We start from the raw sequence: 14940 nt of genomic DNA, 5'->3' as shown, positions 1-14940 counted from the left end.
TTCTATTCGGTGAAGTCCTACAATCCGGCGATGAGCTACGCGCTCGCGATCTGCCATCTCGGCGACCGCATCCTGGGCGCCCCGCCGTTCCTGCAGCCCTTCCCCGGCTCCGAGCGCGCGCTGACGCTTGCCGAGGTGCAGGAGATGCAGAAGCGCCTGACGGCCGCCGGCTTCGACACCGGCGGCACCGACGGCCGCGTCGGCAACGACACCATGAAGGCGATCCGCGACTTCCAGGCCAAGGCCGGCCTCCAGCCGGCCGACGGCTATGGCGGCTTGAAGGTGCTGGCGAAGCTCAGGCAGGGCGGCTAGCAGCGAAGAAATGTAGGGTCGGCAAAGGCGCGGCCGTGCTCTCGCCACCGGAGAGCTGGTCGTGGCGCCGTGCCCACCACCTCACCGCTGAGCACGCCGCCCGACGGTGGGCACGCTGCCGCCTTCGGCGGCTGCTTTGCCCACCCTACGTGTCCGTCATGTTGCGAGCAACGGCGACGCTCAGCTTGCGTCACGCCTTGGCCGCCGCCTCGCGGTGTCCCCTCGGCGCCTTCGCCTTGGGCTGCGACGCGCTCGACGCCCTGACGCGGATGCGCACCGAGCCGCCTTTCGGCTGCTCCTCGATCTCGAACGCGCCGGTCTTGCGCACGAGATCGCTCAGCTTGCGGCAGCCATAGGTGCGCGGATCGAAGTCGGAGACCAGGTTGGAGAGCTGCTTGCCGACCTCGCCGAGCGCGACCCAGCCGTCCTCGCTCTCCATCTGCGTGATGACGTTCTTGATCATCGGCGTCGCCGCGGTGATGGGCAAAAGAGATTTGGGTGCCGCAGCCGTATCGGCGTCCTTGCTGGTCGCGGCGTCGCTGCGCAAATTCTCGGTGTAGATGAACCGGCGGCAGGCCTGCCGAAAGCTCTCCGGCGTCTTCTGCTCGCCGAAGCCGAACACGTCGATGCCCTGCTCGCGGATGCGCGCCGCGAGCCGGGTGAAGTCGCTGTCCGAGGACACCAGGCAGAAGCCGTCGAACCGTCCGCTGTGCAGCAGGTCCATCGCGTCGATCACCAGCGTGATGTCGGAGGCGTTCTTTCCCGTGGTGTAGGCGAACTGCTGCTGCGGCACGATGGCGTGTCTGGCGAGCGTGTCGGCCCAGGGCCTGGAGCGCGGGCTGGAGAAGTCGCCATAGATCCGGCGCACGCTCGCCTCGCCGATCTTGGCGATCTCCTCGAACAGCCCGTCCACGATCTTGGCCGAGGCATTGTCGGCATCGATCAGAACGGCAAGACGCGGCGAGCGAGGTTCGGACGGCATCGGATAGTCCTCAAAGTTGGCCCAGTTCTCATTCCCTTATACGCGCCCTTATGCGCGGGCCGACATCCAGCCGAATGATTTTCTTGAGACGAATGGCAAGACCACGGGATGCGCAACCAGGCACTCCGCGAGTCGCGGCACGGCTGGCTGGGTGCGCGGAGACCGGCCGCTGACGCTCCCTCCGTTCGTACACGAACAAATTTGGGCTCCAGGCCTGTTCTGACGGTTGTTTTCACCTTCTCTTAATTCGCCTCGCACAACGATGCGGACGACCCAACGATGGGATCTGCGGCAGATGATGAAGGAAGGCACCTATTCGGCCTGGTTCAGGACCCCCAAAGGCCAGGGAACCGGCATCGTCGAACTGGTGGGCGGCAAGGTCTGCGGCGGCGATACCGTGCTGAGCTATGCCGGCAGCTACGAGACGCATGGCGATCGGTTTACCGCCATCATCAAGACGAAGCGTCACGCGCCGGGACAGCCGTCGCTGTTCGGCCCCGACGAGCTGACGCTCAGCCTCGAAGGGTGCTGCAGAGGCACGCCCGTCACGTGCTCCGGCTATGCCGCGGAAGCTCCCGACGTGCCGTTCGAGGCGCTGCTGCTGTTCTCGGCGTCCGACGACGCCGCACCTCCGCAAACGCCCCGGCCGACGCCGAAATTCAGTCCCGATCATCTGCCGAAGCCGTCCTGGCGTTGAGCTGTCGCGGTTGTCGAGGAGCCCTGTGTCGCGCGCTGCGACCCGATCCCACGGACGCTCGATCTCACCTGCTGAGACGTGATCCGATCTCAGATCGAGCGCGATCGCCATCGCATGCTCCTCACGGCACCGACGCGCTGATCCTGCTCACGAGATCGAGGACGTGCTGGGTTCGGACGCCATGCGGGTTGACGGCGAGATCGACCAGCTCGACCAGCACCAGGCGCTTCGACGGAACGACGACGACCAATTGCCCACCATAGCCATTGGCCAAGAAGGCGCTGACGCCCGGACTGCCCTTCGTGTACGTCCACCAGAGGTAGCCATAGCCGCGTTCAGGCTGCTCGGTGTCCGACAGCCGCGTCGTCGATTCCGTCACCCAATGAGCCGGGATCAGCTGGGTCCCGTTCCAGCGTCCGCCGTTGAGATAAAGCACGCCGAACCGCGCGAGGTCGCGTGCGCTCATGTGAAACACGTAGGCGGGATGAGAGGACGAGTCCTCCTTCTGGTAGTGACCATCCTTCGTCGAAAAATCCTCCATGCCGAGCGGCCGCGCGATCCGCGTCTCGAAGCTTTTGAACACGTCGCCCAGGGATTGCCGATAGATCGTGCCGAGCGCATTGAAATCCCAATTGTTGTAGTACCAGAAGCTGCCAGGCGGATGGCTTCCGCGGGCAGGCCGGAGGTCCCTCATCCGCGGCGTCTCGTAGGCCGCGAGATGATAGACGCCGGAACGAGCCATCAACAATTGGCGAACCGTCGCGGTCTTCTCGGTCGGCGACAGGGCGTCGGGACGATCGTCAATCGCAAGTTCGGCAAGGGTGCTGTCGAGGTTGATCCGGCCCTCCTCGACCGCCAAGCCGTACAGGGCGCTGATGAGGCTTTTGCGCTCGGACCGGATATTGACCTTGGCGCCGATGTCACCCGACGACGCAATGATCTCGTCGTCTCTGACCACCATGATCGCCGTCGGCTTCTGCGCGTCGGCGAACTGCTGAACCTCCTGCGAAATCGCCGCGGTCCAAGGCTTTTCGCTGGGGTTTGCTGTCTGCCAGTGCAGGCCCGGTTCGGCATGCGCCCACGGCAAGCACAGCAACAGCACCACGAAGACACCAGACAGATATTGCATCGAACACCCACATTGTCGGACAGCCGCCCTCGTCGCGAAGATGACTCAGTGCGCCAAGATGGCAAATTGGCAAGAACGAGCGGCAGGTTGCAACACCGACGTCCCGTCGCCGCGTGCTCCTCAACGCCACAGCAAGCGAACGTCATGTCTCGCACCGATGTCAGTCGGATGACCGAAACCGCTTTGGGAGGCGCAAGATTTCGCTTGCTATTCTTATGAAAATCGGAAATTATATGACGGTCCCGTCCTCATGAGAGGGGCGCTTCGCGATCGTCACGAACGTGGAGGATGGGATGCGGTGGCCGCGATCGTGTCGCAGCGTGCTCGATGTACGCGGACGAACGGCAGGTTGCGGACGTGAAATCGCGTGGTCCTGGCGCCCCGATGCTGGCGCCAAGTCTTTGGGTGATGATGATCCCGGAGACGACGGTGGCTATCAAGCCGAACACCGGGGAGATCGCGTATAAGCGTTAAGACCTCCGCGCAGGGAATGCCGGTTGAAACGGCTTTGCCTGTGGTGACTGCCGCCTGCTTTTTGTTTGCAGGCGGGCCATGGGTGAGGCCTTCACCCGGCATTCCCTGCGCCCTCTCTTCTCTGATGAGGGTCTTGATCCAGCATCACTCGGGCGCAGATGCGCGGCGAGGTTACAAAGACTTGCCCTGCAATGAGACACGCGACGGCCACCCCGCACTCCGCTGTCGTCCCGGCCTCCGCGCCGGGACCCATACCCACAGGGAGCCGTTTGAGGCACGATCGGAGTGGCCATCTCGTCCTCACAACATCTGCTGCTGCGTATGGGCCCCGGATCGACGCTTCGCCGACGCGAGCGTCGTCGAAGCTTGTCCGGGACGACAGCGGTGTTGGGGCCGCTACCTGATCATCGCCGGTCCATGATCCGGCACGGCGACATCGAGCACGCGCAGTTGCACGCGCTCGACTCCCTGGTAGCGGTCGACGGTGAGCGTGCCGGCGACGTGCAGGATCTGGCCGCGATGCTGAACCAGCGCGTTGCCGAGCTTCTGGCCAACCGAGCGGAATGCGATGGCGTTCACCATGGCGCCGTCACCGGACTTGAAGCGCAACTTCAGATGCGCCTGCCCGACCTCGTCGGCATAGACCAGTTGATGCGATGGCAGCGCCACGATCGGCTCGGGATTGCCGCTGCCGAACGGACCGGCGCGATTGAGGGTCGCGACCAGCTCCGGCGTCGCGGCGCGCGCGCTGATGGCGCCGTCGATCAGGATCTCGTTGACGTGCCGTGCGTCGGCGACGTCGGCGGCGAGCGCGCTTTCGAGAAAGGCGCGAAACTCGGCCAACCGCTCCTTGCGCAAGGTGACGCCGGCGGCCATCGCGTGCCCGCCGCCCTTCATCAGGATGCCCTGCTCCACGGCATGGCGGACGGCCTTGCCGAGATCGACTCCGGGAATCGAACGGCCCGACCCGGTGCCGATGCCGCCGGGCTCGAGCGCGATCGCAAACGCCGGACGGGCAAACTTTTCCTTCAGCCGCGAGGCGACGAGACCCACGACGCCCGGATGCCAGCCTTCGGACGCCGTCACGATGACGGCGCCCTTGTCCTCCAGGCCGAGCGAGGCCAGCGCCTCGGCCTCGGCCTGCGCTTCGGCCTGCTGCTCGATGACGCGGCGCTCGCTGTTGAGGCGGTCGAGCTCGGCCGCGATGCGCGCGGCTTCGGAGACGTCGCTTTCCAACAGCAGCCGCACGCCGAGATCGGCGCGGCCGATGCGCCCGCCGGCATTGATGCGCGGTCCCAGCATGAAGCCGAGATGCCAGGCTTCGGGCGGACCGTTGAGTCGGGCGACATCCATCAGCGCGGTGTGCCCAACATGGTCGCGCCGGCGCATCGCGATCAGGCCCTTGGCGACGAACGCGCGGTTGAGCGCGATCAGCGGCGCGACGTCGGCGACGGTGCCGAGCGCGACGTGATGCAGCATGCTGAGCAGATCCGGCTCCGGGCGCGTGCTGCTCCAGAAGCCGCGGCCGCGCAGCTCGCGATTGACCGCAACCAGCGTGACCAGCGTCAGGCCGACCGCGGCGAGATAGCCGAGGCCGGAGAGATCGTCGGGCCGGTTCGGATTCACCAGAGCGTTAACCTCGGGCAGGTCCTCGCCGCATTGATGGTGATCGATCACCACCACGGACATGCCGAGCCGCCGCGCCTCCGCCAGCGGCTCGAGGCTGGTGGTGCCGCAGTCGACCGTCACGAGCAGCGTCGCGCCCTTGGCCGCGAGCGCGCGGATGGCGTCGACGTTCGGGCCGTAGCCTTCGAAGATGCGGTCGGGAATGTGGATCAGCGGATCGAGCCCGCAATGGCGCAGGTGCCAGGCGAGCAGCGCCGCCGAGGTTGCGCCGTCGACATCGTAGTCGCCGAAGATCGCGACCTTCTCGCCCTTGACCGCGGCGTCGGCAATGCGCTCGGCCGCCGCCTCCATCTGCGTCACCGTGAACGGATCCGGCATCAGCTTGCGGATGGTGGGATCGAGGAAGTCGTTGACTTGATCGAGCTCGACCTCACGCCCCGCCAGAACCCGGGCCAGCATCTCCGGCAGTTGATAGCGCTGCACCATCGCAAGCGCGCGCGCCGCGCCGCGCGCATCCAGCCGGTCGCGCCACAATTTGTTGGTCAGCGACAGCCGCACGCCCAGGAACGCCTGCGGGGCGCTCAGGGGCAGTGCAAGGGCGGATGGTGCCATGACGCGCGGGGCCTCGCTTGCAGCGCAGCGATTCGAAACGGACGCCGTCGAATCTACAGCAACTGGCCTGCCTCAGCAGGTTCCATCCATGAAACCCACCAGAATCGTCCCAGAACTTGGCGGAATTCACAGGAAATCAGGGAAATGCCGCCCATATACGGCTGGTTGCCTAAAATTCGAGCTGCGTTCAATGGAGTGCATTAAACAGCCGTTAGGCGAACTCCGTAACATTTCAATCAATTATTACATCCGATTTGTCCGCCCTCTTCGTGCCGACCAGGAGGCGCGGCAACATGGAGTTCATTGCCGATGCTGACCGCGCCCGAGTTGAAGACGCAGCCCTCCGCCGCTCCGGCACAAACGACTCCCAAGGATGACGAGACCGACGTCTCGGCGCTGATCGCCCGGCTCACCGGCGAGGTCAATCAGATCGCCTGCGAGAAGACCAAGTCGATCCAGCAGATCACCAACCAGATGAAGATGCTGGCGCTGAACGCGCTGATCGAGAGCTCGCGGGTCGGCGCCCAGGGCGCGGGCTTCGCCGTGGTGGCCCAGGAGGTCCGCGCCGTCGGACAGCTCGTCGAGACCATCGCGCGCGAGCTGGAAGGCCAGCTCACGACCCGCACCGGCAATCTGAAGAGCTCGATCGAACGCATGACCGAGCGGGCGCGCGGCGAGCGCATGGTCGATCTGGCGCTGAATGCGATCGAGCTGATCGACCGCAATCTCTACGAGCGGACCTGCGACGTGCGCTGGTGGGCGACCGATTCGGCCGTGGTCGATTGCGCGGCGGACCCAGACGCCGCGCGCGTCGCCCATGTCTCCGATCGGCTCGCGGTGATTCTGTCGGCCTACACCGTCTATCTCGATCTGTGGCTGTGCGATCCGAGCGGCAAGGTGATCGCCAACGGCCGCGCCGACCGCTTCAACGTCGTCGGCCAGAGCGTCGCCGACACCAAATGGTTTCGCGAGGCGCGTGGACTGCGCTCGGGCGACGACTACGTCGCCGGCGACGTCGAGTGCCAGCCGCTGCTCGGCAACGCCCAGGTCGCGACCTATTGCGCCTCGGTCCGCGAGGACGGCAAGGCCCATGGCAAGCCGCTCGGCGTGCTCGCCATTCATTTCGACTGGGAGGCCCAGGCGCGCGCGATCGTCCAGGGCGTCCGTGTCAGCGAAAGCGACAAGGCCCGCGTGCTGCTGGTGGATTCGAATCTGCGCGTCATCGCGTCCTCGGACGGCCAGGGCATTCTCAGCGAGCGGGTGTCGCTGAAGCTCGATGGCAAACGCAGCGGCTTCTATCAGGACATCTCCGGGCGCATGGTCGCGTTCCACGCGACGCCCGGCTACGAGACCTACAAGGGTCTCGGCTGGTACGGCGTGATCGTGTCGGGTGCGTGAGGCAGGAGGATCAGCAGCCCAGCCGGTCGGCGATGCCGCCGAAATCATCGGCGACGATATCCCAGGCGCCGGTGGCCTCGAAATCGCGGCTCTGCAGCGGGCCGTATTCGGTGGGGCGGGCGACAAAGGCGGTCTTGAGGCCGTAGCGTTGCGCCGCCTCGAGATCATTGTTGTGCGCGGCGACCATCATCACCTCGCCGGGCGAAAGGCCAAGGAGACGTGCGGCACCGAGATAGGTCTCGGGATCGGGCTTGTAGTGCGCGAACAGCTCTGCGGAGAGCACGAGGTCCCAGGGCAGACCCGCAAACTTCGCCATGTTGGTGAGCAGCGCGACATTGCCGTTGGAGAGCGGCGCGATGATGTATTTGGACTTCAACCGGGTCAGCCCGGCGACACTGTCGGCCCACGGATGCAGCCGGTGCCAGCCGCGGGTGAGATGATCGAGATCGGCTTCGGTGAGGCCGGTGATGCCGAGCTGCGCGACCAGCGTCTCCAGCGAGCGCCGGTGCAGCACGTCGAGGATGACGTAGCCGCGCTCCGGATGCCTCCGGACCTCGTCCATCGAGCCGACATAGAGCCCGCGCCAGCCATCGACCAGCGCGGTCCAGTCACCCTGGATGCCGCGGGTCTTCGACCACGCGGTAAAGTCGTTGATCAGGCTGGTGCGCCAGTCGACGACAGTGCCGAACACGTCGAACACCAGCGCCTTGACCATGGACAGATCGGACATGCTGAGCCGCTCTCCAATTTCGTCATTCCGGGATGCGCGCACAGCGCGCAGACCCGGAATCTCGCGCCACGGTCTCGAGATTCCGGGTTCACGCTCCGCGTGCCCCGGAACGACTGTGCTGGATCAGTCGAGGTGGAATTTCGCCAGCTGGCGGTGCTCGGCGCGGATGTAGCGCACCGTGCCGGTGACCGAGCGCATCACGACGGTCTCGGTCTCGATGACGCCGTCCTTGCGGAACTTGACGCCGGAGAGCAGCGAGCCGGTGGTGACGCCGGTGGCCGCGAACAGACAGTCGCCGCGGGCCATGTCCTCGATGCCGTAGATCATCTTGGGATCACCGACGCCCATCTTGTGGGCGCGCTCGCGCTTCTCCTCGGTGTCGAGGATCAGGCGGCACTGCATCTGGCCGCCGATGCAGCGCAGCGCCACCGCGGCCAGCACGCCCTCCGGCGCGCCGCCGGTGCCGAGATACATGTCGACACCGGTGTTGTCGGGATCGGCGCAGTGGATCACGCCGGCGACGTCGCCGTCAGTGATCAGGCGTACCGCAGCGCCGGTCGAGCGCACGCCCTGAATGATGTCAGCATGGCGCGGGCGGTCCAGCACCAGCACCGTGATCGCGCCCGGCTCGACGCCCTTGGCCTTGGCGAGCCGGCGGACGTTGTCGGCGGGCGTCGCGTCGATGTCGACGACGCCCTTGGCGTAGCCGGGGCCGACCGCGATCTTCTGCATGTAGACGTCGGGAGCATGGAGGAGCGTGCCGCCATCGGCCATCGCCATGGTCGCGATCGCGCCGGGCATGTTCTTGGCGCACAGGGTGGTGCCCTCGAGCGGGTCGACCGCGATGTCGACCCTGGGGCCGGCATTGAGGCCGACCTTCTCGCCGATATAGAGCATCGGCGCCTCGTCGCGCTCACCCTCCCCGATCACGACCGTGCCTTCGATCGGCAGCTTGTTGAGCTCGCGGCGCATCGCATCCACGGCGGCCTGGTCGGCCGGCTTCTCCTGGCCGTGGCCGCGAAGCCGCGCCGCCGATACCGCCGCCCGTTCGGTCACGCGCACCAGCTCCAGCGTCAGGATGCGCTCGAGCAGCAATTGTTGCGGGACAGAAATCTGCGTCGACATCGGTCAACTCCTCAAGACGTCACGGCGGACATCCGCCATCAAAATCTACCGCTCGCACGCCGCCCCCCTGGGCGGCAGCCGGGTCAGGCGGTCGGCACGAATGGCCGTTCCCCGCCTGTCTACTCTCCCGGTTTGAGCATGAACCTATACCAAACGCCACGCGTTTGTTTGAGCAGGGACAAGCGGTTCCCTGTGCATCATGCGCTAGTTCTTCTCGATCCGGATCACCTGGGGCTTGCCGCTGATGACCTTGTCGCGCTGCACCGCCTGGAGCGCGCGATGCACGGCGTCCTCGTGGGTCGCATAGGTGATCAGGATCACCGGGACCGGCGCGGACTTGCCGGCGGTCTTCACCGGCTCGCTGCCGTTGGGATGCCGCTGCACGATCGATTCGATCGAGATCTTCTGCTCGGCGAGCCGGGTCGCGATGGTCGCTGCCGTGCCGGCATGGTCGCGCGCCATCAGGCGGATGTAGTAGCCGCCCTCGTGCCGCTCCATCGGGGCCTTCTCGGTCGCCTGCAGCTTATCGACCGGCCGTCCGAACGGCGCCGCGCGGATACCGCGCGCGACATCGGCGATGTCGGCGACGACCGCGGAGGCCGTGGCGGCGCCCCCTGCTCCCGGACCGACCAGCGTGATCGGCGGGATACCGTCGCCGTCGATCGTGACCGCGTTGGTCACGCCCATGACCTGGGCGATCGAGGAGGATTTCGGCACCATCGTCGGATGCACCCGCTGCTCGATGCCCTTGGCGGTGCGCACGGCAACGCCAAGCAGCTTGACGCGGTAGCCGAGCTCGGCGGCCGCGCGCAGGTCCTCCGGCGCGATCGAGGAGATGCCTTCGACATAGACGGAGTTCTGCGCCACCTGGGTGCCGAAGGCGAGGCTCGCGAGAATCGCAAGCTTCTGTGCGGTGTCATGGCCGTGGATGTCGAACGACGGGTCAGCCTCGGCATAGCCCAGGCGCTGGGCATCCTTGAGGCACTCGTCGAACGACAGCCCCTCCTGCTCCATCCGCGTCAGGATGTAGTTGCAGGTGCCATTCAGGATTCCATAGACGCGGTTGATGCCGGTGCCGGCAAGCCCCTCGCGCAGGGTCTTGATCACCGGAATGGCGGCACCGACGGCCGCTTCGAAGTTCAGCGCGCCACCATGCTTCTCGGCCGCCTTGGCGAGCTTCAGGCCATGCTTCGCAATCAGTGCCTTGTTGGCGGTCACCACCGACTTGCCGGCCTTGAGCGCGGTGTCGATCGCCGACAGCGCGGGATCACCCGCGCCCCCCATCAGCTCGACCAGGCAGTCGATTTCGGGATCACCAGCCAGTGCGATCGGATCCTTGGCCCATTTGATCCCGGACAGATCGATGCCGCGCTTCTTGGCCTTCGACCGCGCCGTCACGGCAACGACCTTCACCGGGCGTCCCGTCCGCTCGGTGAGCACGCGCCCCTGACGCTCGATGAGACGAACGACCTCGACACCCACGGTGCCGAGGCCCGCGATGCCCACTCTCAGGGGTGCGACCATGGAATCAAAGAACCTGTCGAAAGGAAAATACGGGAGGGTTCAACGCCGGTTGGCGATGGGAACGACGTTGTGCAACGTTTCGATCCCGCTTTCAAGGAAGCGGCGGACGCCGCGCGCGGCCTGCCGGATGCGCTGCTCGTTCTCGACCATCGCGATGCGGACATAGCCCTCGCCATGCTCGCCGAAGCCGACGCCCGGCGACACCGCCACGCCGGACTTCTCGACCATGAGCGTCGCGAACTGCATGCTGCCGAGGCTCTTGAACTTCTCCGGCAAAGGCGCCCAGGCGAACATCGAGGCCTCAGGCGACGGGATCTCCCAGCCGGCCCGGCCGAACGCCTCGACCAGCGTGTCGCGGCGCTTGCGATAGACGTCGCGCATCTCGCGGATGCAGTCGTCGGGACCGTTCAGGGCAGCCGTGGCCGCGACCTGCACCGGGGTGAACGCGCCGTAGTCGAGATACGATTTCACGCGGGCGAGCGCTGCGATGATGCGCTCGTTGCCGACGGCAAAGCCCATGCGCCAGCCGGCCATCGAATAGGTCTTCGACATCGAGGTGAACTCGACCGCGACATCCATCGCGCCAGGCACCTGCAGCACCGACGGCGGCGGGTTCTTGTCGTCGAAATACACCTCGGCATAAGCGAGATCCGACAGGATCAGGATCTCGTGCTTCTTCGCGAATGCGACGAGGTCGCGATAGAAGTCGAGGCTCGCGACATAGGCGGTCGGGTTGCTCGGATAGCAGACGATCAGCGCAAGCGGCTTCGGGATCGAATGAATGATCGCGCGCTCGGCCGCCTCGAAGAACTGCGGCGTCGGCTCGGACGGCACCGAGCGGATTACGCCGCCCGCCATCAGGAAGCCGAAGGCGTGGATCGGATAGCTCGGATTGGGACAGAGAATGACGTCGCCCGGCGCGGTGATCGCCTGCGCCACGTTGGCAAAGCCTTCCTTGGAGCCGAGCGTCGCCACGATCTGGGTGTCGGGATTGAGCTTCACCCCGAAACGGCGGTCGTAATAGGCCGCCTGCGCCCGGCGCAAGCCGACGATGCCGCGCGACGCCGAGTAGCGGTCGGTCCGCGGCTTGCCGAGGGTCTCCTTGAGCTTCTCCAGCACGTGCGGCGGCGCCGGCAGATCCGGATTGCCCATGCCGAGATCGATGATGTCGGCCCCGGCGTTCCGCGCGGCCGCCTTGGCTCGGTTGACCTGCTCGAACACGTAAGGCGGCAGACGGCGGATGCGATAGAAATCTTCCATGGGTCTCTCGGCTCCGGCAACCGGGGGCGGATTCGCCAGCAGAGCTGGCGCTGCGGCGACGCGGGCCATGCATTGAAACCGGTGCTGGATCAGGAGTTTAGCACGGGCTCGCGGCTTGGCTGGCAACGACACGCGGAGGTGTTGATGGCGGTGTTTTATCATGGCCGCCGCGCCACGCCAGACAATTACGCCGCTCAGAGCGGCCGATCTCCCAGCCCTTGGTCACCTGGCCGATCATTTGGGCCTGGTGGTGGTGCCCGCCGAAGCCTGGCGGTCACGCGCCGCGAGCAGCTCCTTTTCGATCTTGGCGCGCTCCTGCGGCGAAATGATCGGCGCATCGCGGTCGCGCGGCACGTCGTTGACGGGCAGATACCCGCCCGGCTCCTTGGGTCGGGCGACCGCATCCGCGTCGAGCGACGGCATGTCCGCGATTGGACTGGAGCACCCGGCAAGCGCGAGCGCGCCGAACACAACGAGCCCCGCAACAAGGGCGCGCCGTCCCGACCTCCAGCCTCGCCCCTGCGTCCCCACGCGCACGTCCCTCGGTCCCCAACTTCCAGTCAGCGGTGCCCAGTCCGACCGCGGCGCGGCGCATTTTGCCGCAGTACAACCAATTGTCACTCGAAACGTTACCGGCTTGAACAGGAATTTCATCCAGCTACGTGATCAACATGTCGGAAGCGAGAGATTTTTTCGCAACGCAACAATCAGAAATCGAATTTGTCGCAAACTCGCGGATTATTGATCTCGCGCGGTGACGAGACGGTCCCGACGCGATAGTGTGATTGAGCCATGACCGACGTTCAGAACAGCAGCAATCCAGAAAAAACATTCGATGCGGAAGCGTTCGCGATGAACATCGCGAAAGCCATGGAAAGCAGCGGCAAGGCGCTCTCGGCCTATCTGAAGCCGCGCGAGACAGGCGAAGTTCAGGACCGGCCACCGACCGAATTGACCGAGGTCGTCAAATCCTTCACCGCCGTCGCCGACTACTGGCTGTCGGACAAGGAGCGCGCCAGCGACATCCAGACCAAGATCGCCAAGGGCTATCTCGATTTGTGGGGCTCGGCCTCGCGCCGTCTCGCCGGCGAAGACGCACCCCCGGCCATTTCGCCCTCCCCGCGCGACAAGCGCTTCGCCGATCCGGAATGGAAGTCGAACCAGTTCTTCGATTTCGTGATGCAGGCCTATCTGCTGACGACGCAGTGGGCCCAGGACCTGGTCCACAATGCCGAAGGCCTCGATCCGCACACGCGCAAGAAGGCCGAGTTCTACGTCAACCAGATCATCAATGCGCTGGCGCCCTCGAATTTCGTCCTGACCAATCCGGAGGTGCTGCGGCAGACGGTGGCGTCGAGCGGCGACAATCTGGTGCGCGGCATGCAGATGCTCGCGGAGGACATCGAAGCCGGCAAGGGCTCGCTGAAGATCCGCCAGTCCGACCCGGGCAATCTCGAGGTCGGCGTCAACATGGCGACGACGCCGGGCAAGGTGATCTTCCAGAACGAGATGATGCAGTTGATCCAGTACGCGCCGACGACCGAGAACGTGCTGCGCACGCCGCTGCTGATCGTGCCGCCCTGGATCAACAAGTTCTACATCCTCGATCTGCGCCCCGAGAAATCCTTCATCAAATGGTGCGTCGATCAGGGCCTCACGGTGTTCGTGATCTCCTGGGTCAATCCCGACAAAAAGCTTGGGACCAAGACCTGGGATGACTACATGAAGGAAGGCCCGCTCACCGCGATGGACGTCATCGAGAAGGTGACGGGCGAGATGAAGGTGCACACGCTCGGCTACTGTGTCGGCGGCACCATGCTCGCGACCACGCTCGCCTGGCTCGCCGACAAGCGCCGCCAGCGCGTGACCTCGGCGACGTTCCTTGCCGCACAGGTCGACTTCACCCATGCCGGCGATCTGCTGGTGTTCGTCGACGAGACCCAGATCTCGGCGCTGGAGCGCGACATGCAGGCGTCGGGCGTGCTCGAGGGCAGCAAGATGGCGATGGCCTTCAACATGCTGCGTTCGAACGACCTGATCTGGTCCTATGTCGTCAACAATTACCTGAAAGGCCAGGCGCCGCAGGCGTTCGACCTGCTGCACTGGAATTCTGACGCCACGCGGATGTCGGCGGCCAACCATTCCTACTATCTGCGCAACTGCTACCTCGAGAACCGGCTGACCTCGGGCACCATGGTGCTCGACAATACGCTGCTGGATCTCTCCAAGGTGAAGGTGCCGGTCTACAACCTCGCCACCCGCGAGGACCACATCGCGCCGGCCGACTCCGTGCTGTACGGCTCGCAATTCTTCGGCGGGCCGGTGAAGTACGTGCTGTCGGGCTCCGGCCACATCGCCGGCGTCGTCAACCCGCCCTCCTCCGGCAAGTATCAGTACTGGACCAACGACCAGATCCACGACATCTCGCTGAAGGACTGGATCAAGGGCGCGCAGGAGCACAAGGGCTCCTGGTGGCCGGACTGGCGCGAATGGCTGAGCCAGCTCGATCCGGAAGAGGTTCCCGCGCGCGGCGTCGGCAGCGAGGCCTATCCACCGCTCGAGGATGCGCCGGGCTCCTATGTCCGCGTCCGCGCATAGCGTGATCCGCCGCGATTGACTATAACCGCTCCGTCCCGCCGGGACGGGACGGGAATCAGTTGAGGGGATCTCGATGACGCGCGAACTGTTCTGGCTGACGCTCACGGTCATTCTGACCGGCCTGCTGTGGGTTCCCTACATCCTGAACCGCTGCCAGGTCCGCGGCCTCACGGGCGCGATGGCCAACCCCTCCCGCAACGACAAGCCGCACGCGCCGTGGGCAACGCGGCTGATGTTCGCGCACGACAATGCGGTCGAGAACCTCGTGATCTTCGCGCCGCTGGTGCTGATCCTCAACGCGATCGACTATTCGACCAAATGGACCGTGCTCGCCTGCGCCGTCTATTTCTGGTCGCGCGTCGCCCACGTCATCGTCTACGCGATCGGCCTGCCCGTGTTCCGGACGCTGGCGTTCGTGGTCGGCTTCATCGCCCAGGCCATCCTGGCGCTCGCCATCTTCGGCTGGCTCTAGG

At 65.5% G+C, this 14940-nt stretch carries 13 protein-coding genes; 5 read left to right on the top strand and 8 right to left on the bottom strand.

Going from position 1 to position 14940, the window contains the following annotated elements:
* Positions 1–312, top strand: a 312-nt coding sequence (locus tag QX124_RS24905; RefSeq protein WP_315798558.1) for a peptidoglycan-binding domain-containing protein, incomplete at its 5' end; no start/stop codon positions are given.
* A 190-nt stretch (positions 313–502) separates the two neighbouring features.
* Here the strand turns inward: QX124_RS24905 and QX124_RS24900 are convergent.
* Positions 503–1294 (bottom strand): NYN domain-containing protein, encoded by a 792-nt coding sequence (locus QX124_RS24900; protein WP_315737836.1) that lies wholly within the window; start codon positions 1292–1294, stop codon positions 503–505.
* A gap of 295 nt (positions 1295–1589) precedes the next feature.
* On the opposite strand from QX124_RS24900, the gene QX124_RS24895 reads away from it, so the two are divergent.
* Positions 1590–1991 (top strand): hypothetical protein, encoded by a 402-nt coding sequence (locus tag QX124_RS24895; RefSeq protein WP_315737835.1) that lies wholly within the window; start codon positions 1590–1592, stop codon positions 1989–1991.
* A 121-nt stretch (positions 1992–2112) separates the two neighbouring features.
* On the opposite strand, the gene QX124_RS24890 is transcribed toward QX124_RS24895, so the two are convergent.
* A complete protein-coding gene (locus tag QX124_RS24890; protein ID WP_315798557.1) occupies positions 2113–3120 on the bottom strand; it encodes a serine hydrolase in 1008 nt (335 codons plus the stop codon).
* Between the two features lie 870 nt (positions 3121–3990).
* On the bottom strand, positions 3991–5832 hold the full coding sequence (gene recJ, locus QX124_RS24885; RefSeq protein WP_315798556.1) for a single-stranded-DNA-specific exonuclease RecJ: 1842 nt from the start codon (positions 5830–5832) through the stop codon (positions 3991–3993).
* Positions 5833–6141: 309 nt separating this feature from the next.
* Between recJ and QX124_RS24880 the strand changes: the two genes are divergently transcribed.
* A complete protein-coding gene (locus QX124_RS24880; RefSeq protein ID WP_315737832.1) occupies positions 6142–7230 on the top strand; it encodes a methyl-accepting chemotaxis protein in 1089 nt (362 codons plus the stop codon).
* Positions 7231–7240: 10 nt separating this feature from the next.
* Here QX124_RS24880 and QX124_RS24875 read toward each other — a convergent pair whose 3' ends face one another.
* The 5 genes from QX124_RS24875 to QX124_RS31935 form a co-directional block, all read right to left on the bottom strand.
* On the bottom strand, positions 7241–7960 hold the full coding sequence (locus QX124_RS24875) for a haloacid dehalogenase type II (protein ID WP_315798555.1): 720 nt from the start codon (positions 7958–7960) through the stop codon (positions 7241–7243).
* A gap of 123 nt (positions 7961–8083) precedes the next feature.
* The gene (glpX, locus tag QX124_RS24870; RefSeq protein ID WP_315737830.1) at positions 8084–9085 is read right to left on the bottom strand and encodes a class II fructose-bisphosphatase; all 1002 of its coding nucleotides are present in this window, start codon (positions 9083–9085) and stop codon (positions 8084–8086) included.
* A 204-nt stretch (positions 9086–9289) separates the two neighbouring features.
* Positions 9290–10609: a homoserine dehydrogenase gene (locus QX124_RS24865; protein ID WP_315798554.1), complete on the bottom strand. Its 1320-nt coding sequence runs from the start codon at positions 10607–10609 to the stop codon at positions 9290–9292.
* 39 nt (positions 10610–10648) lie between these two features.
* Positions 10649–11869 carry an LL-diaminopimelate aminotransferase gene (locus QX124_RS24860; RefSeq protein ID WP_315737828.1) on the bottom strand — a complete coding sequence of 407 codons (1221 nt, stop codon included), beginning with the start codon at positions 11867–11869 and terminating at the stop codon, positions 10649–10651.
* A 234-nt stretch (positions 11870–12103) separates the two neighbouring features.
* Positions 12104–12292, bottom strand: a complete 189-nt coding sequence (locus QX124_RS31935; RefSeq protein ID WP_409997747.1) for a hypothetical protein — start codon at positions 12290–12292, stop codon at positions 12104–12106.
* 369 nt (positions 12293–12661) lie between these two features.
* Between QX124_RS31935 and QX124_RS24850 the strand changes: the two genes are divergently transcribed.
* Both QX124_RS24850 and QX124_RS24845 read left to right on the top strand, forming a co-directional pair.
* Positions 12662–14467 carry a class I poly(R)-hydroxyalkanoic acid synthase gene (locus tag QX124_RS24850; RefSeq protein WP_315798553.1) on the top strand — a complete coding sequence of 602 codons (1806 nt, stop codon included), beginning with the start codon at positions 12662–12664 and terminating at the stop codon, positions 14465–14467.
* A 73-nt stretch (positions 14468–14540) separates the two neighbouring features.
* Positions 14541–14939 carry an MAPEG family protein gene (locus QX124_RS24845; protein WP_315737826.1) on the top strand — a complete coding sequence of 133 codons (399 nt, stop codon included), beginning with the start codon at positions 14541–14543 and terminating at the stop codon, positions 14937–14939.
* Position 14940: the final 1 nt, after the last annotated feature.

This window comes from Bradyrhizobium sp. SZCCHNRI3043 (assembly GCF_032377735.1).
GTDB lineage: Bacteria > Pseudomonadota > Alphaproteobacteria > Rhizobiales > Xanthobacteraceae > Bradyrhizobium.
This window is presented reverse-complemented; position numbering and strand designations above follow the sequence as displayed.